The following is a 16,929-nucleotide window of genomic DNA, read 5'->3' on the forward strand; positions in this document are numbered from 1 at the left end:
GACCGGCAGCATTTGCCGGTGCTCCCCGGCCTTTGACGCGGGGATGTCCGATCAAGAAGACGAAACGTCCTGTTGCGTCTGACGAGCGGATTTTTCCAGACGCCGCCACATGCCATTGAGCTGACGAGAGACGCTGGCGTTATCCTGCTCGTGCAATCCTCGTCGCGCGAGTATGACGATATCCACTGCCGGTAAACGATGCTGCTGATGGCGAACGGACTCGCGCACAAGACGCTTGAGGCGATTGCGGTCGACGGCACGGCGCACGTTCTTCTTGCTGAAGATCAACCCGATCCGCGGATGGCCCAGTGCGTTGGGACGGGCCAACGCCAGTATTCCTTTACCGTGGACCTTATAGGGAGCGTGGTCGAAAACGTGCTTGTAGTCCCCGGCTGTCAGCAAACGCAGCTGCCGGGGAAAACGCTGATCGGGCACCCGGTGTCCGATCAGGCGCTGAGACGCTTACGGCCTTTGGCGCGACGACGAGCAAGGACTTGGCGGCCGTTCTTGGTGGCCATGCGGGCGCGAAAACCGTGGACGCGCTTACGCTTCAGAACGCTGGGCTGGAAGGTGCGTTTCATAGCTGCTGATTCCCAATTAGTTGATTTCTAAAGAAAACGGGTTGAAGCGGGGTGCCCGGCACGCGCAACGGGAGCGGGCTCACTCGACTCAAGAGCGGGAATTCTAGTGAATCCGTAGTTCGGGTGCAATTTTTCCGTGAATTATCCACACCCGGGCCAGGCTCGAATGGCGGCCCGCCCTGCTCGATTTCTTCGGCTGGCAGCCCTTGGCGTTGTCGCGATGAGCGATCGATTTCGATTCCTCGGCCGAGCGGCGAGATCGCGATTTCTCGACTCTGTCAATCACACCATGTGGTTAACAATGGGGATAACAGTTGTTAATAACTCATTTATAAACAAGTAAAACAATAAGTTATGCTTTATTTTAGGTTGTGGGGAAAGTGCGTGAAGGCGGTGTATAGCGCGGGGATGAGTGTGCTCAGGGAAACTTGGCCGAACGACGCTGCGTCGATGTTTCCCCATCCTATTACCGTAGAATCCACAGGATTGTCACCTTGCTATCCTTCAGTTATCCACAGTCGGTCGAGATTTCGACATCGTGTGGATAACCTGACGGGTCGACGCTACAATGTGCGGCCGTTTTTTCGATTCCATTTCCCAACGTTCGGTGAGGTCGTGTGTCTGTCGCTCTCTGGCAACAATGTCTGAACTCGCTGCAGGACGAATTGAGCTCTCAGCAATTCAATACCTGGATTCGTCCTCTGCAGGCAGAGGACGGCGAAATGGACGAGCTCTGTCTTCTCGCCCCCAATCGCTTCGTACGTGACTGGGTCAGTGACAAGTATCTGAAGCGAATCAATGAACTGTTGCGTGAATCCACGTCCAGCAGCAAGCCTCCCAAGGTGCAACTGACGGTTGGCAGTCGCCGGGCCGCAGCGGTATCGCCGCGAGATCTGGGGGCACCGGTTTCCGCGCCCAGCCGTCCGTCCCAGCGACAGGCGGCCGCGCCCAGCGTGCAGACCGAATCGCGTTCGAGCGAGGCGGCGGAGGAGCGTCAGCTCGATCGATCCCGCGAAGAGAGCGGCCGGCGAGGCAGAGAGCGCCAGGTTCAGGTCGAAGGTGGGCTCAAGCACGGCAATGGTCTCAACTCGAACTTCACCTTCGAAACGTTCGTCGAGGGCAAGTCGAACCAGCTGGCGCGTGCCGCCTCGCGGCAGGTCTCGGAAAACCCCGGCGGTGCCTACAACCCGCTGTTTCTCTACGGGGGCGTGGGGTTGGGCAAGACCCACCTGATGCACGCGGTGGGCAATCATCTGGCTGGGCTTCGCGACAATGCCAAGGTCGTCTATCTTCACTCCGAGCGTTTCGTCGCCGACATGGTCAAGGCGCTGCAGCTCAACGCGATCAACGACTTCAAGCGTTTCTACCGCAGCGTCGATGCTCTGCTGATCGACGATATCCAGTTTTTTGCCGGCAAGGAGCGTTCCCAGGAGGAGTTCTTCCATACGTTCAACGCCCTGCTGGAAGGCGGGCAGCAGATGATCCTGACCTCGGACCGTTACCCTAAGGAGATTAGCGGCGTCGAAGAGCGGCTGAAATCCCGCTTCGGCTGGGGCCTGACGGTGGCGATCGAGCCGCCGGAGCTCGAGACGCGCGTGGCGATCCTGATGAAAAAGGCCGATCAGGCCAAGGTCGATCTTCCCCACGATGCCGCGTTCTTCATCGCCCAGAAGATCCGTTCCAACGTGCGCGAACTGGAAGGCGCGCTCAAGAAGGTGATCGCCGATTCCCACTTCATGGGCAAGACGATCACACAGGACTTCATCCGCGAATCGCTCAAGGATCTGCTGGCGCTGCAGGACAAGCAGGTCGGGATCGAGAATATCCAGCGTACGGTGGCGGAATACTACAAGATCAAGCTCGCGGACCTGCTCTCCAAGCGCCGCTCGCGTTCGGTGGCGCGGCCGCGTCAGGTGGCGATGGCGCTGGCCAAGGAGCTGACCAATCACAGTCTGCCGGAGATCGGCGACGCCTTCGGCGGGCGCGATCACACGACCGTGCTGCATGCCTGCCGCAAGGTCGTGGCGCTGAAAGAAGAGAGTGCGGACATTCGCGAGGACTACAAGAATCTGATGCGATTGTTGACCAGTTGAGCCACTGCGCCGTGAATTCGAGCCCGTAAGGGATTGCGGGCGGCGTCCGGCGAGGCAAGAATGGGACGGCGCGGTCCGAGAGCTTACATCGGCGATCCCCATGCGGGATCGTTCGCGTTCAGGTCCATCGAGCCGGCCGGGAACTATTGCTTCAGCTTAGATTCATTCCAACTACGGAGCCCCAATGAAATTTTCCATCTCTCGCGAAGCCCTGCTGCGCCCGCTGACACTGGTGGCCGGGGTGGTAGAGCGCCGTCAGACGCTGCCGGTTCTCTCCAATGTGCTGATCGAAGTCCAGGACAACCAGTTGGCGCTGACCGGCACCGATCTCGAGGTGGAATTGATCGGCCGCGCGACGCCGGCGCTGGTCGACGAGCCCGGTTCCGTGACCGTGCCGGCGCGCAAGCTGATGGACATCTGCAAGTCGCTGCCGGATCAGTCGGACATCAGCTTTTCGCTGGAAGACGGGCGGGTCGTGCTGCGCGCTGGGCGTTCGCGCTTCACGCTGTCCACGCTGCCGGTGGCCGAGTTCCCCAATATCGAAGACGGTCAGAACGACACCACGCTGTCGCTGCCGCGGGGCACGTTGAAGTATCTGATCGATGCGACGTCGTTTGCCATGGCGCAGCAGGACGTGCGCTATTACCTCAACGGCATGCTGCTGGAGCTGGCCGATCATCTGGTGCGTACGGTGGCCACCGACGGTCACCGTCTGGCGGTGTGTGAACGCAGCGCCGACATCGAGATGGAAACCTCGCGCAAGCTGATCGTGCCGCGCAAGGGCGTGCTGGAACTGACCCGACTGCTCGACGGCAGTGACGAACCGGTCGAACTGATGCTGGGCTCCAACCATATCCGCGCTAATACCGGCGAATTCACCTTCACCTCCAAGCTGGTCGACGGCAAGTTCCCGGATTACGACCGGGTCATCCCCAAGGGTGGCGACAAGGTCTTCATCGCCGAACGCGGCGAGCTGCGCCAGAACCTCGCCCGTACCGCGATTCTCTCCAACGAGAAATACCGCGGCGTGCGCCTGCACCTCGAGGAGAACAATCTCAAGGTGATGGCCAACAACCCCGAGCAGGAAGAAGCCGAAGAGAACGTCAGCATCGAATATTCCGGCGATGCGCTGGAGATCGGTTTCAACGTCGGCTATCTGATCGATGTGCTCAACGTGCTGGATGCCGATCGCATGCAGATGACGTTGTCGGACTCCAACAGCTCCGCGCTGATGGAAGAGCCGGGTGGGGGTGATGCCCGGTACGTCGTCATGCCGATGCGCCTCTGAGTGCAGGGACGTGGCTGCGCTCGACCATGCGGCGTTAAACATCGGCGAACATTGCTCACTTATAACCACATAAGCTCCGCCTGTTCGCCGATGTTTGCCTTGCCTGGCCATCGCTCGCCAGTTTCTTCGAGGTCGGAAGACGAATGCCCGCCATGTCGGCTTCGACCTAATTTCCTTTCGCTCTGTGATGCGAATCACCATGCCGCTTGATCGTCTCCATTTTCAGGGCCTGCGTAATCTGGATGTCCTCGAGATGGCGCCGGGGCCGCATATCAATCTGATCAGCGGTGCCAACGGTAGCGGCAAGACGTCGCTGCTGGAAGGCATTCATGTACTCGGCATGGCGCGCTCCTTTCGGACACAGAAACTCAAGTCGCTGATCGATCACGACGCTGAAGAGACCACGCTGTTCGGCCGGTTGGCGGGTGATCCGCCTCTGCCGATCGGGGTGCGTCGTCGTCGGGATAGCGCCGAGCTCGACATCCGGGTCAATGGAGAGCGCGCGGCGCGGATAACGCAGTTGGCCGAAGCGCTGCCGCTGCAGTTGATCAACCCCGATGCCTTTCGTCTGCTCGAGGGCTCCCCGGCCTCACGGCGCGAATTTCTCGACTGGGGCGTATTCCACGCCGAACGCGACTTTCTGGATGCCTGGAAACGCGTCAGAAGGGCCTTGAAACATCGGAATGCGCTGCTCAGGCATGATAGAATCGACGTTCAGTCGATACGTATCTGGGAGCGCGAACTGGCGCACTGGAGCGAGCGTCTGGACAGTCTGCGCGAGGACTACATGGCTCGCTTCGCGCCGGTCTTCGAGGAGACCCTGGCGGCCCTGTTACCGCTGCCGGATCTGACCTTGCGCTACTCGCGGGGTTGGGATCGCCAGCGTGCCTTGCTGGAGGTCTTCGAAGCTGGACGCGATACCGATCGCCAGATGGGTTTTACCCAACAGGGGCCGCAGCGCGCCGACCTGCGAATTCGCGTCGGACGTCATGCGGCGGTCGAAGTGCTGTCGCGCGGTCAGCAGAAGCTGGTCGTGAGCGCGTTGAAACTGGCCCAGGGGCAGCTGCTCGAGCAGTTGAGTGGCCGAACCTGCCTCTATTTGATCGATGACCTGCCGGCGGAGCTCGACGGCGACCATCGGCGGATTTTCTGCCAATGGCTCGAGCGGCTCAATTGCCAGGTCTTCATCACCAGCGTCGATCGCGAGGCGCTGGCCGACGTCTGGCAGCCAGACACGGATGTGGTGGCGTCGCAACTCGCCGGCGGACGGCTGCATTCGGAATGATTTCACCACGGAGTGAGCAATGAGCGAACAGGCCTACGATTCATCGAGCATCAAGGTCCTCAAGGGACTGGACGCGGTGCGCAAGCGTCCCGGCATGTACATCGGCGACACCGATGACGGCACCGGGCTGCACCACATGGTGTTCGAAGTCGTCGACAACTCCATCGACGAAGCGCTGGCCGGTCATTGCAGCGAGATCCGGATCGTCATCCATCCGGACGAGTCGATCACCGTTTCCGACGATGGCCGCGGCATTCCCACGGACATTCACGACGAAGGCGTTTCTGCCGCCGAAGTGATCATGACCGTGCTGCACGCCGGGGGTAAGTTCGACGATAACTCCTACAAGGTCTCCGGTGGCCTGCACGGGGTCGGTATTTCGGTGGTCAACGCGCTCTCCGAGCAGCTCAAGCTGGTGATCTGGCGCAACAACCAGGTTCACGAGCAGATCTACAAGCACGGCGTACCGCAGGCACCACTGGCGATCGTCGGTGATACCGAGAAATCCGGTACCCAGATCAGCTTCAAGCCGTCGAGCGACACCTTCGCCAACATCGAATTTCACTACGATATCCTCGCCAAGCGTCTGCGCGAGCTATCGTTTCTGAACTCCGGCGTGGCCATCCGGCTGGTCGACGAGCGCGACGGCCGCGAAGAGCTGTTCCACTACGAAGGTGGCCTCAAGGCGTTCGTCGATCACCTCAATACCAACCGCACCGCCATCAATCCGGTCTTCCACTTCGAGATGCAGCGCGAAGACGGCATCGCCGTGGAAGTGGCGATGCAGTGGAACGACACCTTCACCGAGAATGTCTTCTGCTACACCAACAACATTCCGCAGCGCGATGGCGGCACCCACATGGCGGGTTTCCGCGCGGCGCTGACACGTACGCTCAACAGCTACATCGAAGCGGAAGACATCCAGAAGAAGGCCAAGGTCGCCACCGCGGGCGATGACGCACGCGAAGGACTCACCGCGATCATCTCGGTCAAGGTCCCGGATCCCAAGTTCTCCTCGCAGACCAAGGACAAACTGGTCTCCTCCGAGGTCAAGACGGCCGTCGACCAGGAGTTGAGCCGTCAGTTCTCCGATTATCTGATCGAGCATCCCAACGAAGCCAAGGCGATCGTCAGCAAAATGATCGATGCGGCGCGGGCGCGTGAAGCCGCGCGCAAGGCCCGCGACATGACGCGGCGCAAGGGCGCGCTGGATATTGCCGGGCTGCCGGGCAAGCTGGCCGACTGCCAGGAGAAAGATCCGAGCCTTTCCGAACTCTACCTGGTCGAGGGTGATTCGGCCGGCGGCAGTGCCAAGCAGGGTCGCGATCGTCGTACCCAGGCGATCCTGCCGCTGAAAGGCAAGATCCTCAACGTCGAGAAGGCGCGCTTCGACAAGATGCTCTCTTCCGCCGAGGTTGGCACGCTGATCACCGCCCTGGGCTGCGGGATCGGCCGCGAAGAGTTCAACCCGGACAAGCTGCGCTACCACTCGATCATCATCATGACCGATGCCGACGTCGATGGGTCGCACATCCGCACGTTGCTGCTGACTTTCTTCTTCCGCCAGATGCCGGAGCTGATCGAGCGGGGCCATGTGTTCATCGCCCAGCCGCCGCTCTACAAGATCAAGCGCGGCAAGCAGGAGATGTATCTGAAGGACGAGCAGGCGATGACCGACTATCTGACCGCCACGGCGCTGGATGGCGGTCGGCTCTACGTCAATGCCGATGCCCCGGGGATTGGCGGTGAGCATCTGGAGTCGCTGGTCAATCAGTACCGTGATGTGATGAAGCGCATCGATCGTCTGTCGCGGGTCTACCCGAACGCCGTGCTGCGCAAGATGGTCCATGCCGTCAAGCTCGACGAGAGCAACCTCGACGACCGTGGCACCATGCAGACCTGGATCGACGCGCTGCAGGTGGAAATGGACTCGCTGATCGCCCATGAGGGCGGCCCGCGCTATACCTTCCAGCTGGAAGAAGATACCGAACGCGGCCTGTGGCTGCCGAGCGTGGCGTTGACCGCCCACGGCGTGACCACCGACTACATCTGGGGTATCGACTTCTTCCGAAGCGTGGATTATCGCGCGCTGGCCGATCTGGGCGAAACCCTGGACGGCCTGATCGAGGAGGGCGCCTATATTGCCCGCGGCGAGCGCCAGAAGCCGATCGACAACTTCTACGATGCCCTCGAGTGGTTGATGCTCGAAGCGCAGCGCGGACTCAGTATCCAGCGCTACAAGGGGCTGGGCGAGATGAACCCGGATCAGTTGTGGGAAACCACCATGGATCCGCAATTCCGGCGCATGTTGCGCGTTTCCATCGAGGATGCGGTTGCCGCCGATCAGATGTTCAATACGCTGATGGGTGACGAGGTCGAACCGCGGCGCGACTTCATCGAACGTTTTGCCCTGGTGGCCAATCTGGACGTGTAAAGGAAGTCTGGATGTACAGGGCGAGAGCCGGATAGCGACGGTCATTGCGTCGAGCCCACTTCGACCTGATATGACAATTTCGGCGAACAGAGCGGCCCATCCTTTTCGGATGGGCCGCTTTTTTATGTGTCGACGTTTTTATGCGTCGCCTTTTTTTATATGTTGCCGATTTTTATGAGTCGCCAAGGACGAGTGACTCATTATCTATTGTCAGTTATTCAGACATTGGCGCACGGATAGAACAAGTAGAGGCGTCCTTGCGACATTACCTATTGGTCGATGCGACTTATGGAGTAGAACCCGGCGTTATCTACCGCCAGACCGCGTTTTCAGCGCCACCAAGTCGTTTCACTGAGCGTGGGGCGAATGGGTGTGCGTCCATGGTTGTATTGTTAGGTAAATGCAGTTAGGTAATAGTCTCAATTATCCCACTTGGTGCGTCAGATGATGTGGGTCGTTTCGTAAAAGAACTAGATGTTGCCCCAACAAGAAGAGGAATTAAGGGATGCACAGCAATCACAACAGAACCCTCGTCAATCGGCTGGGATTTGCGTTACTTCCATTCGCTTTGGCGTTATCCACGAATACGATGGCGGCTGATACTTCGACGGATAATCAGGTCGAAGTTCTCAACTGGTGGACGTCGGGGGGCGAGGCCAAGGCGCTTGGCGCATTGAAGGACAGTCTGGCGGACCAGGATATCGGCTGGAAGAACATGCCGGTCGCGGGAGGCGCCGGGACTAACGCCATGGCGGTTCTCCGTTCGCGTATCACCTCGGGCAATCCACCGACGGCGGCCCAGGTGCTGGGTTACGACGCGCAGGACTGGGCCGAGCGTGACGCCTTGAGTTCGCTCGATGACGTTGCCAAGGCGGGGAAATGGGATGAAGTCTTTCCGCAACCGCTGCAGGAGTTCGCCAAGTACGAAGGTCACTGGATCGGCGCACCGTTCGAGATCCATTCGACCAACTGGGTCTGGGCCAATAAATCGCTGATGGACAAATTGGGCATCGAACAGCCCAAGACCTGGGACGATTTCATTGCCTCGTTGAAAAAGGCCAAGGACGCCGGCTATACCGGTCTGGCCTACGGTGGTCAGCCGTGGCAGGACACCACGGTGTTCGAAAACGTGGTGCTGGCGACCGGCGGCGCCGATTTCTATCGCCAGGCACTGATCAATCTCGACCCCAAGGCGCTCGATTCCGACACCATGACGCAGTCGTTCGATCATCTGCGCGAGCTGCTGAAGTACAAGGACGACAACTCGCCCGGCCGCGACTGGAACCTGGCCACGGCGATGGTGATCAACGGCAAGGCGCTTTACCAGATCATGGGCGACTGGGCGAAGGGTGAGTTCCTCAACGCCAACCTCGAGCCAGGCAAGGATTTCATGTGCTTCCGCACCCCGGGCACGCAGGATGCCGTGACCTTCAACAGCGATCTGATGATCATGTTCGATACCGATGACAGCGAACAGCAGAAGATGCAGCAGACCATGGCCAAGATCATCGGCTCACCCGAGTTCCAGATCACCTTCAGCCAGTTCAAGGGCTCGGTGCCGGCACGTATGGATCTCTCCGCCGACAAGCTCGATGTCTGCGCTCAGCGCGGTTATGAGCAGGTCAAGTCGGCCGCGAAGAACCACACCTTGATGGGTAGCCTGGCGCACGGTTACGCGGCGCCGGCGTCGGTCAAGAACGCCGTCTTCGACATCATCTCCTCCTTCGTCAACAGTGACATGCCAAGCGATGTCGCCGCCGAGCAGCTGGCGATGGCGGTGAAGAGCGCAACGTCCTGATGATCGGCCCCGCCCGTTGGCGGGGCTTCTCATTCACGAATCGAGAGTGATCCGATGTCCAATGCTTCCCCGGATCGGGACGGTGGAGCGCGGGAACGGCTTCAGCGCTGGCTGCCCAAGCTGGTGCTGTCGCCGTCCTGTGTCCTGATCCTGTTCTTCGTCTACGGCTTTATCGCCTGGACCAGCTACATCTCGTTCAGCGATTCCGGCATGATGCCGGATTACACCTGGGTCGGGCTCCATCAGTGGTCGCGGTTGTGGACCTCCTGGACCTGGGGTATCGCCCTGCACAATATCTGGGTCTTCGGGCTTCTCTACATCGTCAGCTGTATCGTGCTGGGCCTGGTGCTGGCGATACTGCTCGATCAGCGCATCCGTGCCGAGGGCGTGCTGCGCACCATCTATCTCTATCCGATGGCGCTCTCCTTCATCGTCACCGGTACCGCCTGGCAGTGGTTTCTCAATCCCGGACTGGGGTTGGAAAAGACCATGCACGACCTGGGCTGGCAGAGTTTCAGCTTCAACTGGCTGATCGATTCCAACATGGCGATCTATACGGTAGTGATCGCCGCGGTGTGGCAGGCGACGGGCTTCGTCATGGCGATGTTTCTGGCGGGCCTTCGCGGTATCGACGGCGAGATGATCAAGGCCGCCCAGATCGACGGCGCGCCGGCCTGGAAGATCTATGCACGCATCATCATTCCCCAGCTGCGGCCGGTCTTCATGAGCGCAATCGTGGTACTGGCACATCTGGCAATCAAGAGTTTCGACCTGATCGTGGCGATGACCGGCGGCGGGCCGGGCAATGCCACGGCGGTGCCGGCGACCTTCATGTACTCCTACGCCTTCTCGCGCAACGAGATGGGCATCGCCGCGGCCAGCGCGGTATTCATGCTGGCGGTGATCGCGGCGCTGATCATCCCCTATCTCTATTCCGAGCTTCGGGAGCCCCGATCATGAGTGCCGCACTTCCCACCACCCGCCAGGGCGCTGCCACGCGTGCCATTCTCTACGCCATTCTACTGGTGTTTGCGGTCATCTATCTGCTGCCGCTCTACGTCATGCTGACCACGTCGTTCAAGACACTGGACGAGATCCATCAGGGCAACATGCTGGCGCTACCCGTCGAATGGACGTTCGCTCCTTGGCGAGAAGCGTGGGGCAGCGCCTGTATCGGTCTCGAGTGCAATGGGGTGCACGGCTACTTCTTCAACAGCATCAAGATCGTGATACCGGCGGTATTGATCTCTGGCCTGCTGGGCGCCTTCAACGGATACGTGCTGACCAAGTGGAAGTTTCGCGGCCACAAGATCGTTTTCGGATTGATACTGTTTAGCTGCTTCATTCCGTTTCAGATCATTCTGCTGCCGATGGCCCGCATGCTCGGGGTTCTGCATCTGGCCAACAGTACATGGGGCCTGGTGCTGGTCCACATCATCTACGGAATCGGATTTACCACGCTGTTCTTTCGCAACTTCTACGCCAGCTTTCCGGATGAACTGGTGCGGGCGGCACAGCTCGATGGCGCCGGCTTCTTCGTCATTTTCTTTCGGATTCTGCTGCCGGCGTCGGTGCCGATCATCGTGGTCACGATCATCTGGCAGTTCACCAACGTCTGGAACGACTTCCTGTTCGGCGTCTCGTTCGCCTCCGGCGACAGCGCACCGATCACGGTGGCACTCAATAATCTGGTCAATAGCTCCACGGGAGTGAAGGCCTATAACGTCAACATGGCGGCGGCGATGGTGGCGGCGGTGCCGACGCTCATCGTCTATATCCTCGCGGGCAAGTATTTCCTGCGCGGGTTGATGTCGGGATCGGTCAAGGGCTGAGGATCACATGAGCTTTCTGCATATCAATAACGTTCACAAGCGCTTCGGCGAGACCCATGTCCTCAAGGGCATCGATATCTCGATCGAGCAGGGTGACTTTCTGGTCCTGGTAGGGCCGTCGGGCTGTGGCAAGTCGACGCTCCTGAACATGATCGCCGGGCTCGATTCGATCAGCGAGGGCGAGCTGCTGCTCGACGGCCGGTGTATCAATGACGTGCATCCGTCACGGCGGGACATCGCCATGGTGTTCCAGTCCTACGCGCTCTACCCGAGCATGACGGTGGCGGGCAACATCGGCTTCGGGCTGGAGATGCGCAAGGTCCCGCGCAAGGAGCGTCGCGAAGCGGTTGACCGAGTCGCCAAACTGCTGCAGATCGAGAACCTGCTCGATCGCAAGCCGGGGCAGCTTTCCGGCGGGCAGCGCCAGCGCGTGGCGATGGGGCGGGCGTTGGTACGCGATCCGCAACTCTTCCTGTTCGACGAACCGTTGTCGAACCTGGATGCCAAGCTGCGCGTCGACATGCGCACTGAAATCAAGCAGCTCCATCAGCGTCTGGGGACCACGATCGTCTACGTTACCCACGACCAGATCGAGGCGATGACGCTGGCGTCGAGAATCGCCGTCATGCGCGGTGGCGAGCTCCAGCAGCTGGGCACGCCGCAGGCGGTCTACGACGATCCCAACAATCTGTTCGTCGCCGGTTTCATGGGGTCGCCGTCGATGAACCTGATCGAAGCGCGGATCGTCGAGCGCGATGGCGTGCCGGTAGCGCAGGCGATAGCGGGCGACACCACCCTGACGCTGCCTATCGTGCGCGATCGCCAGGCCCTGCGTGACTGGTGCGATCGCGATGTCATCATAGGTTTGCGGCCCGAGGCGATCACCGATCCGGCCAGCGCCAATCACCGTGAGGGCAACATTCACGAGGCCGAACTGCCGGTCGAGCTGGTCGAGCCGACCGGCGCCGATCTCTACGTGGTGACGTCGCTCGGGGGCGCCCATATCAACGCCCGCATGCGCCCGGGTACGCCGCTACGTCCGGGCGAGCGGGCGAGATTCGCCTTCGATGTTTCGCGCATGGTGGTGTTCGATCCCGAGACCGAAGGCCGGGTTCGCGACGAGCGTACTGCCGACGTCGGTGACGTTCTGGAGACGGCCTGAGGCTGGCACGTTGCCATCTCAGCGTTGCGACTCGACGAACTCGCGAATGCCGGCAGCGAGGCGCAGGCCCTGACGGTCAAGCGCCTCGCCCTCGACCATGCCGACGCCCAGGATCAGGCCGCGCCGGTGGTCGCCCGCGCCGCACACTCGGCTCAACGGCCGGGCGACCAGCTGGTACCGGTTCAGCAGATGCTGTGATAAACGCTCGTCGTCCAGATTCGCGGCGAGCGCCAGACTCAGACTGATATTGCCGGCCGGCGGCGAAATGTCGATGATGCCGGGTGTCCCGGCGAGCAGCCCCTGCAGCTGCTGTTGGCGCTGCAGATACTCGCGGGCCATGCGCTGACACCAGCTATCCAGATCGCCATCATCGATGAAGGTGGCGAGCACCGCCTGATCGAGTAGCCTTCCTTCGCGAAAGACGCCGGTACGCACCCGGTTGATCGCGGCACTCAGCCCTCTCGGAACCACCAGATAACCCAGCCGCAGACCCGGGAACATCAGCTTGGAGAACGAGCCGATCAGAATCTGGTTGCCGGCGACGGTATCGAACGCCAGTTCCCGATGACAGCCGTCGCCGAATTCGTAGTCGTCTTCCAGGATCCAGTCCGGTTCGAGATGTCGAACCAGCGAATGTTTGTGAGCACTCACTGACTTCATGCCTAACGGATAATGGTGAGATCCGGTGAAGTAGAGCAGTCTGGGGCGAGCGCTTGGCAACGTGCCCACGTAACCTTCCCGCGGTTCCCAGATGGCGTGCTCGATCTCGAGTCCGCTAGCGTGAAAGACGTTCCGAGCGCCCCAGTAGAACGGGGAATCCATGACCACGCGATCGCCGTGGTCAGCCAGCGTCAGGGCGCACAGCTGAAGGCCGTGGTGGGCGCCTTCGGTAATCACGATCTGATCGAGTTCGCAGTCGATGCCCCGCCACCGTGACAGATAGCCCGCGATGGCGCGCTTCAATGGCCCGTAGCCGCCCGCGGCGTAGGAGAGCAGCAGCGTATTGTGGGGCACGGTGATGCGCGAATAGAGCTGGCGCCAGCGGGCGATCGGAAAATGGACGATATCGGGCACCCCCGGCACGAAGGCGCCGCTCTGCAGCGGACTGGCACCGACATCCCCAAGCAGCTTATGTGCGCGGCGAGAAATCGGCCCACTGGGGACAGCCTCCCGTTCCCGCCGAGGTAAGCGCTTGCAAACCCAGGTGCCCCGGCCATGGTCGGTGATCAGGTGCCCTTGTCGGGTCAGGCTCTCGATAACGCCGGCCAACGTGTTGCGGGCAACGTCGAGTGAGGCACACAGCGCTCGGTGCCCCGGCAGTCGTTGACCATCCTGCCATCGCTGCTCGATCAGGGTCAGCAGGGTCTGCTCGAGTCGGCAGTGCTTGGTCAGGTGAACCGGCTGGGCGTGGTAACCCTGCTTGATGTGATACAGCGCCTGCTGGCGGTCGTCCATGCGACACCTCGTGAGGGACGCGGAAGGGTGGCGAAAGGAATCCGTCGATTATGCGCTGGCCCTTGCAGGTGGTCTACCCGAAGCGGAAAGTGGTCTAGTCCCGGGTAGGGCTCGGAGTGGTAGCGTGACAGGTGGATCGCTGTTCCCGGTCTATCGACGACGCTCTCGCCTTCTCAATAACAACCTAAAGAGAAATCCTCATGTCGAATGCTCCTCATCCTCCGGAATTCGTGCGGGTTCTCGCCCGTACCGATGTTCTCGCGTTGGCTTTCGGCGCCATGATCGGCTGGGGCTGGATCGTCCTCACCGGTAGCGCCATTCTCGATGGGGGTAGCGTGGGCGCGATACTCGCTTTCGTCATTGGCGGCATTGCCGTGCTGCTGGTGGGTTTGACCTATGCCGAGTTGGCGTCGGCGATGCCTCAAGTGGGTGGCGAACACGTCTACAGCTATCGAGCGCTCGGCCACTTTGCCTCTTTCGTCTGCACCTGGAGCATCGTGCTGGGCTATGTCAGCGTTGCGTCGTTCGAAGCCGTGGCGCTGCCGACGGTGGTCGAGCATCTGTTTCCCGGTTACGCCGTCGGTGATCTATGGACCGTCGCCGGCTGGGACGTCAAGGCGACCTGGGTCGCGGTGGGCGTGCTCGGCTCCCTGGTGATGATGGCCGTCAATTACGTGGGGATCTCCACCGCTGCGCTACTGCAGAAAGTCGTTACCGGGCTGATCCTGGTGGCGGGGGTAATGTTCGTGACCGGAGCGCTGTTCACCGGCGACGGCGGCAACATGCAGCCGCTGTTCGCCAGCGGCGAGCACGGCGCCTTCGGCGGCATCGTGGCGGTACTGGTGCTGGTCCCGTTCCTGTTCGTCGGTTTCGACGTGATTCCCCAGGCGGCGGAAGAGATCGATCTGCCGTTCCGTGATATCGGCAAGGTGCTGGTCCTCTCGGTGATCATGGCGGTGTGCTGGTATACCCTGATCATTCTCGGCACCAGCCTGATGCTCGACAACGAGGCGCTGCAGGGCAGCTCTCTCAGTGTGCCGGACGCGATGACGGCGGTCTTCGATGCATCCTGGGCCGGCAATCTGATGGTGCTGGCAGGCATCGCCGGGATCATCACCAGCTGGAATGCGTTCTATATCGGCGGGTCGCGGGCCATTTATGCGCTGGCCCACGCCGGGATGTTGCCGGCTTTCCTTGGCAAGCTGCACCCGCGCTACAAGACCCCGACCCATGCCATCATCCTGATTGGCGTGCTCTCTACCGCGGCGCCATTCTTCGGACGTCCGGCGCTGGTATGGCTCGTCGATGCCGGCGGCCTGGGCATCGTGCTTGCCTACCTGTTCGTGGCGCTGTCGTTCGTTATCCTGCGCTATCGCGAGCCGGACATGCCGCGCCCGTACCATGTCGGTGCCGGCAAACTGGTCGGCGTGCTGGCGGTGCTGCTGTCGCTGGGCATGACGTGTCTCTACCTGCCAGGCAGCCCGTCGGCGCTGACGCCCATCGAGTGGTCCATCTTCGGTGGCTGGATGATCGCCGGATTGGCACTGTACGGATGGGCGCGACAGCACTACGGTCGAGAGATGGGCGATCGCCTCATTCGGGCTGCCTACGATAAATCCTGATTTCGATTGTATAGCGCGCCGCCTGCGAACCCGACGACGCGCGACCCACGTTAGCGGCACCCGATGCCGCGTCAGAGGAGTGTTCATTCATGACCAATGCAGAACTCAACGAACTCAAGCAGCGCTACGTCGCCAATGGCGCGGCCAGCCCGGCCGGTCAGTTCGCCGCTCGCGCCGAGAATGCCGAGCTGTGGGACGAGGACGGCAAGCGCTTCATCGACTTCGCCGGAGGTATCGGTGTGCTCAACATTGGCCATCGTCATCCCAAGGTGGTCGAAGCGGTCAAGGCCCAGCTCGACAAGGTGATGCATACCTGCCAGACCGTCATGCCGTACGAAGGATACGTGCGGGTGGCGCAGAAGCTCAGCGAAGTGACGCCGGTGCGCGGCCACGCCAAGGTGATGTTGGCGAACTCCGGCGCCGAGGCGCTGGAAAACGCGGTCAAGGTGGCGCGTGCCGCCACCGGACGCTCCGGCGTGATCTGCTTTACCGGCGGCTATCACGGCCGGACGTTCATGACCATGGCGATGAACGGCAAGGTGGCGCCGTATCGTAACGATTTCGGCCCGATGCCGGGTCAGGTCTATCGCGCGCCCTATCCGGTGCCGTCCATCGGCGTCAGCGAAGAAGAGGCGCTGCGCCACCTGAAGATGACGCTGAAGACGGATGCCAACGTTAACGACACTGCGGCGATCGTGATCGAGCCAGTGCTGGGCGAGGGCGGCTTCCACGCCGCGCCGGCGAGCTTCCTGAAAGCGCTGCGAGAGATCTGCGACGAACACGGCATCCTGCTCATTGCCGACGAGGTACAGTCCGGCTTCGGGCGGACCGGCAAGCTGTTCGCCATCGAACACAGCGGCGTAGAACCGGACATCATCACCATGGCCAAGAGCATGGCCGACGGCATGCCGATCTCCGCCGTGGTGGGCACCGACAAGGTGATGGACGCTTCCGGCGGCAACTCGCTGGGCGGCACCTACACCGGCAGCCCGGTCTCCTGTGCCGCGGTGCTGGCCGTGCTGGAAGTGTTCGAGGAGGAGCGCATTCTGGAGAAGAGCCAGGCGTTGGGCGAGAAGCTCCGAGTGCGCTTCGACAAGTGGCAGCAGGACTACGCCGGAGTCGCCAACGCGCGCAACCTGGGCGCGATGGCGGCCTTCGATCTGGTCACCGACAAGAAGAGCGGTGTGCCCAATGCCGAGCTGGCAGGCAAGCTTTGTCGCGAGGCGCGCGAACGCGGTTTGATCCTGCTCTCCTGTGGCCTTTACGCCAACACGATCCGCTTCCTGATGCCGGTCACCATCAGTGACGAGGTGCTTGAAGAGGGGCTCGATCTGATCGAGAAGATGCTTAGCGAATTCGGCGCCTGAGCTGAATGATCT

The 16,929-nt window shown here is 61.1% G+C and carries 13 protein-coding genes; 10 read left to right on the top strand and 3 right to left on the bottom strand.

Annotation, left to right across the window (positions count from 1 at the left end; translation table 11 throughout):
• Positions 1-51 precede the first annotated feature (51 nt).
• Both rnpA and rpmH read right to left on the bottom strand, forming a co-directional pair.
• A complete protein-coding gene (rnpA, locus tag DOM58_RS15370; RefSeq protein WP_075561442.1) occupies positions 52-435 on the bottom strand; it encodes a ribonuclease P protein component in 384 nt (127 codons plus the stop codon).
• Between the two features lie 11 nt (positions 436-446).
• Positions 447-581 (bottom strand): 50S ribosomal protein L34, encoded by a 135-nt coding sequence (gene rpmH, locus DOM58_RS15375; RefSeq protein ID WP_011508608.1) that lies wholly within the window; start codon positions 579-581, stop codon positions 447-449.
• Between the two features lie 617 nt (positions 582-1,198).
• On the opposite strand from rpmH, the gene dnaA reads away from it, so the two are divergent.
• The 8 genes from dnaA (at position 1,199) to DOM58_RS15415 (ending at position 12,473) form a co-directional block, all read left to right on the top strand.
• Positions 1,199-2,674, top strand: a complete 1,476-nt coding sequence (gene dnaA / locus DOM58_RS15380; RefSeq protein WP_075561441.1) for a chromosomal replication initiator protein DnaA — start codon at positions 1,199-1,201, stop codon at positions 2,672-2,674.
• A gap of 184 nt (positions 2,675-2,858) precedes the next feature.
• Positions 2,859-3,962 carry a DNA polymerase III subunit beta gene (gene dnaN / locus DOM58_RS15385; RefSeq protein WP_075561440.1) on the top strand — a complete coding sequence of 368 codons (1,104 nt, stop codon included), beginning with the start codon at positions 2,859-2,861 and terminating at the stop codon, positions 3,960-3,962.
• 199 nt (positions 3,963-4,161) lie between these two features.
• Entirely contained in the window at positions 4,162-5,247 is a 1,086-nt protein-coding gene (gene recF, locus DOM58_RS15390; protein ID WP_110693577.1) for a DNA replication/repair protein RecF, read from the top strand.
• Positions 5,248-5,266: 19 nt separating this feature from the next.
• Positions 5,267-7,681 carry a DNA topoisomerase (ATP-hydrolyzing) subunit B gene (gene gyrB / locus DOM58_RS15395; RefSeq protein ID WP_075561438.1) on the top strand — a complete coding sequence of 805 codons (2,415 nt, stop codon included), beginning with the start codon at positions 5,267-5,269 and terminating at the stop codon, positions 7,679-7,681.
• 589 nt (positions 7,682-8,270) lie between these two features.
• Entirely contained in the window at positions 8,271-9,479 is a 1,209-nt protein-coding gene (locus tag DOM58_RS15400) for an ABC transporter substrate-binding protein (RefSeq protein WP_075561613.1), read from the top strand.
• Between the two features lie 54 nt (positions 9,480-9,533).
• A complete protein-coding gene (locus DOM58_RS15405; RefSeq protein ID WP_075561437.1) occupies positions 9,534-10,439 on the top strand; it encodes a carbohydrate ABC transporter permease in 906 nt (301 codons plus the stop codon).
• A complete protein-coding gene (locus DOM58_RS15410) occupies positions 10,436-11,311 on the top strand; it encodes a carbohydrate ABC transporter permease (RefSeq protein ID WP_110693578.1) in 876 nt (291 codons plus the stop codon). The genes DOM58_RS15405 and DOM58_RS15410 overlap by 4 nt, the downstream gene beginning before the upstream one ends.
• Positions 11,312-11,318: 7 nt before the next feature.
• Positions 11,319-12,473: an ABC transporter ATP-binding protein gene (locus tag DOM58_RS15415; protein WP_110693579.1), complete on the top strand. Its 1,155-nt coding sequence runs from the start codon at positions 11,319-11,321 to the stop codon at positions 12,471-12,473.
• Positions 12,474-12,491: 18 nt separating this feature from the next.
• On the opposite strand, the gene DOM58_RS15420 is transcribed toward DOM58_RS15415, so the two are convergent.
• Positions 12,492-13,928 carry an aminotransferase-like domain-containing protein gene (locus DOM58_RS15420; protein ID WP_110693580.1) on the bottom strand — a complete coding sequence of 479 codons (1,437 nt, stop codon included), beginning with the start codon at positions 13,926-13,928 and terminating at the stop codon, positions 12,492-12,494.
• A 200-nt stretch (positions 13,929-14,128) separates the two neighbouring features.
• On the opposite strand from DOM58_RS15420, the gene DOM58_RS15425 reads away from it, so the two are divergent.
• Positions 14,129-15,550 (top strand): APC family permease, encoded by a 1,422-nt coding sequence (locus tag DOM58_RS15425; protein WP_110693581.1) that lies wholly within the window; start codon positions 14,129-14,131, stop codon positions 15,548-15,550.
• A gap of 89 nt (positions 15,551-15,639) precedes the next feature.
• A complete protein-coding gene (gene gabT / locus DOM58_RS15430) occupies positions 15,640-16,917 on the top strand; it encodes a 4-aminobutyrate--2-oxoglutarate transaminase (protein WP_110654271.1) in 1,278 nt (425 codons plus the stop codon).
• Positions 16,918-16,929 lie beyond the last annotated feature (12 nt).

The organism is Salinicola halophyticus, from assembly GCF_003206695.1.
GTDB lineage: Bacteria > Pseudomonadota > Gammaproteobacteria > Pseudomonadales > Halomonadaceae > Salinicola > Salinicola halophyticus.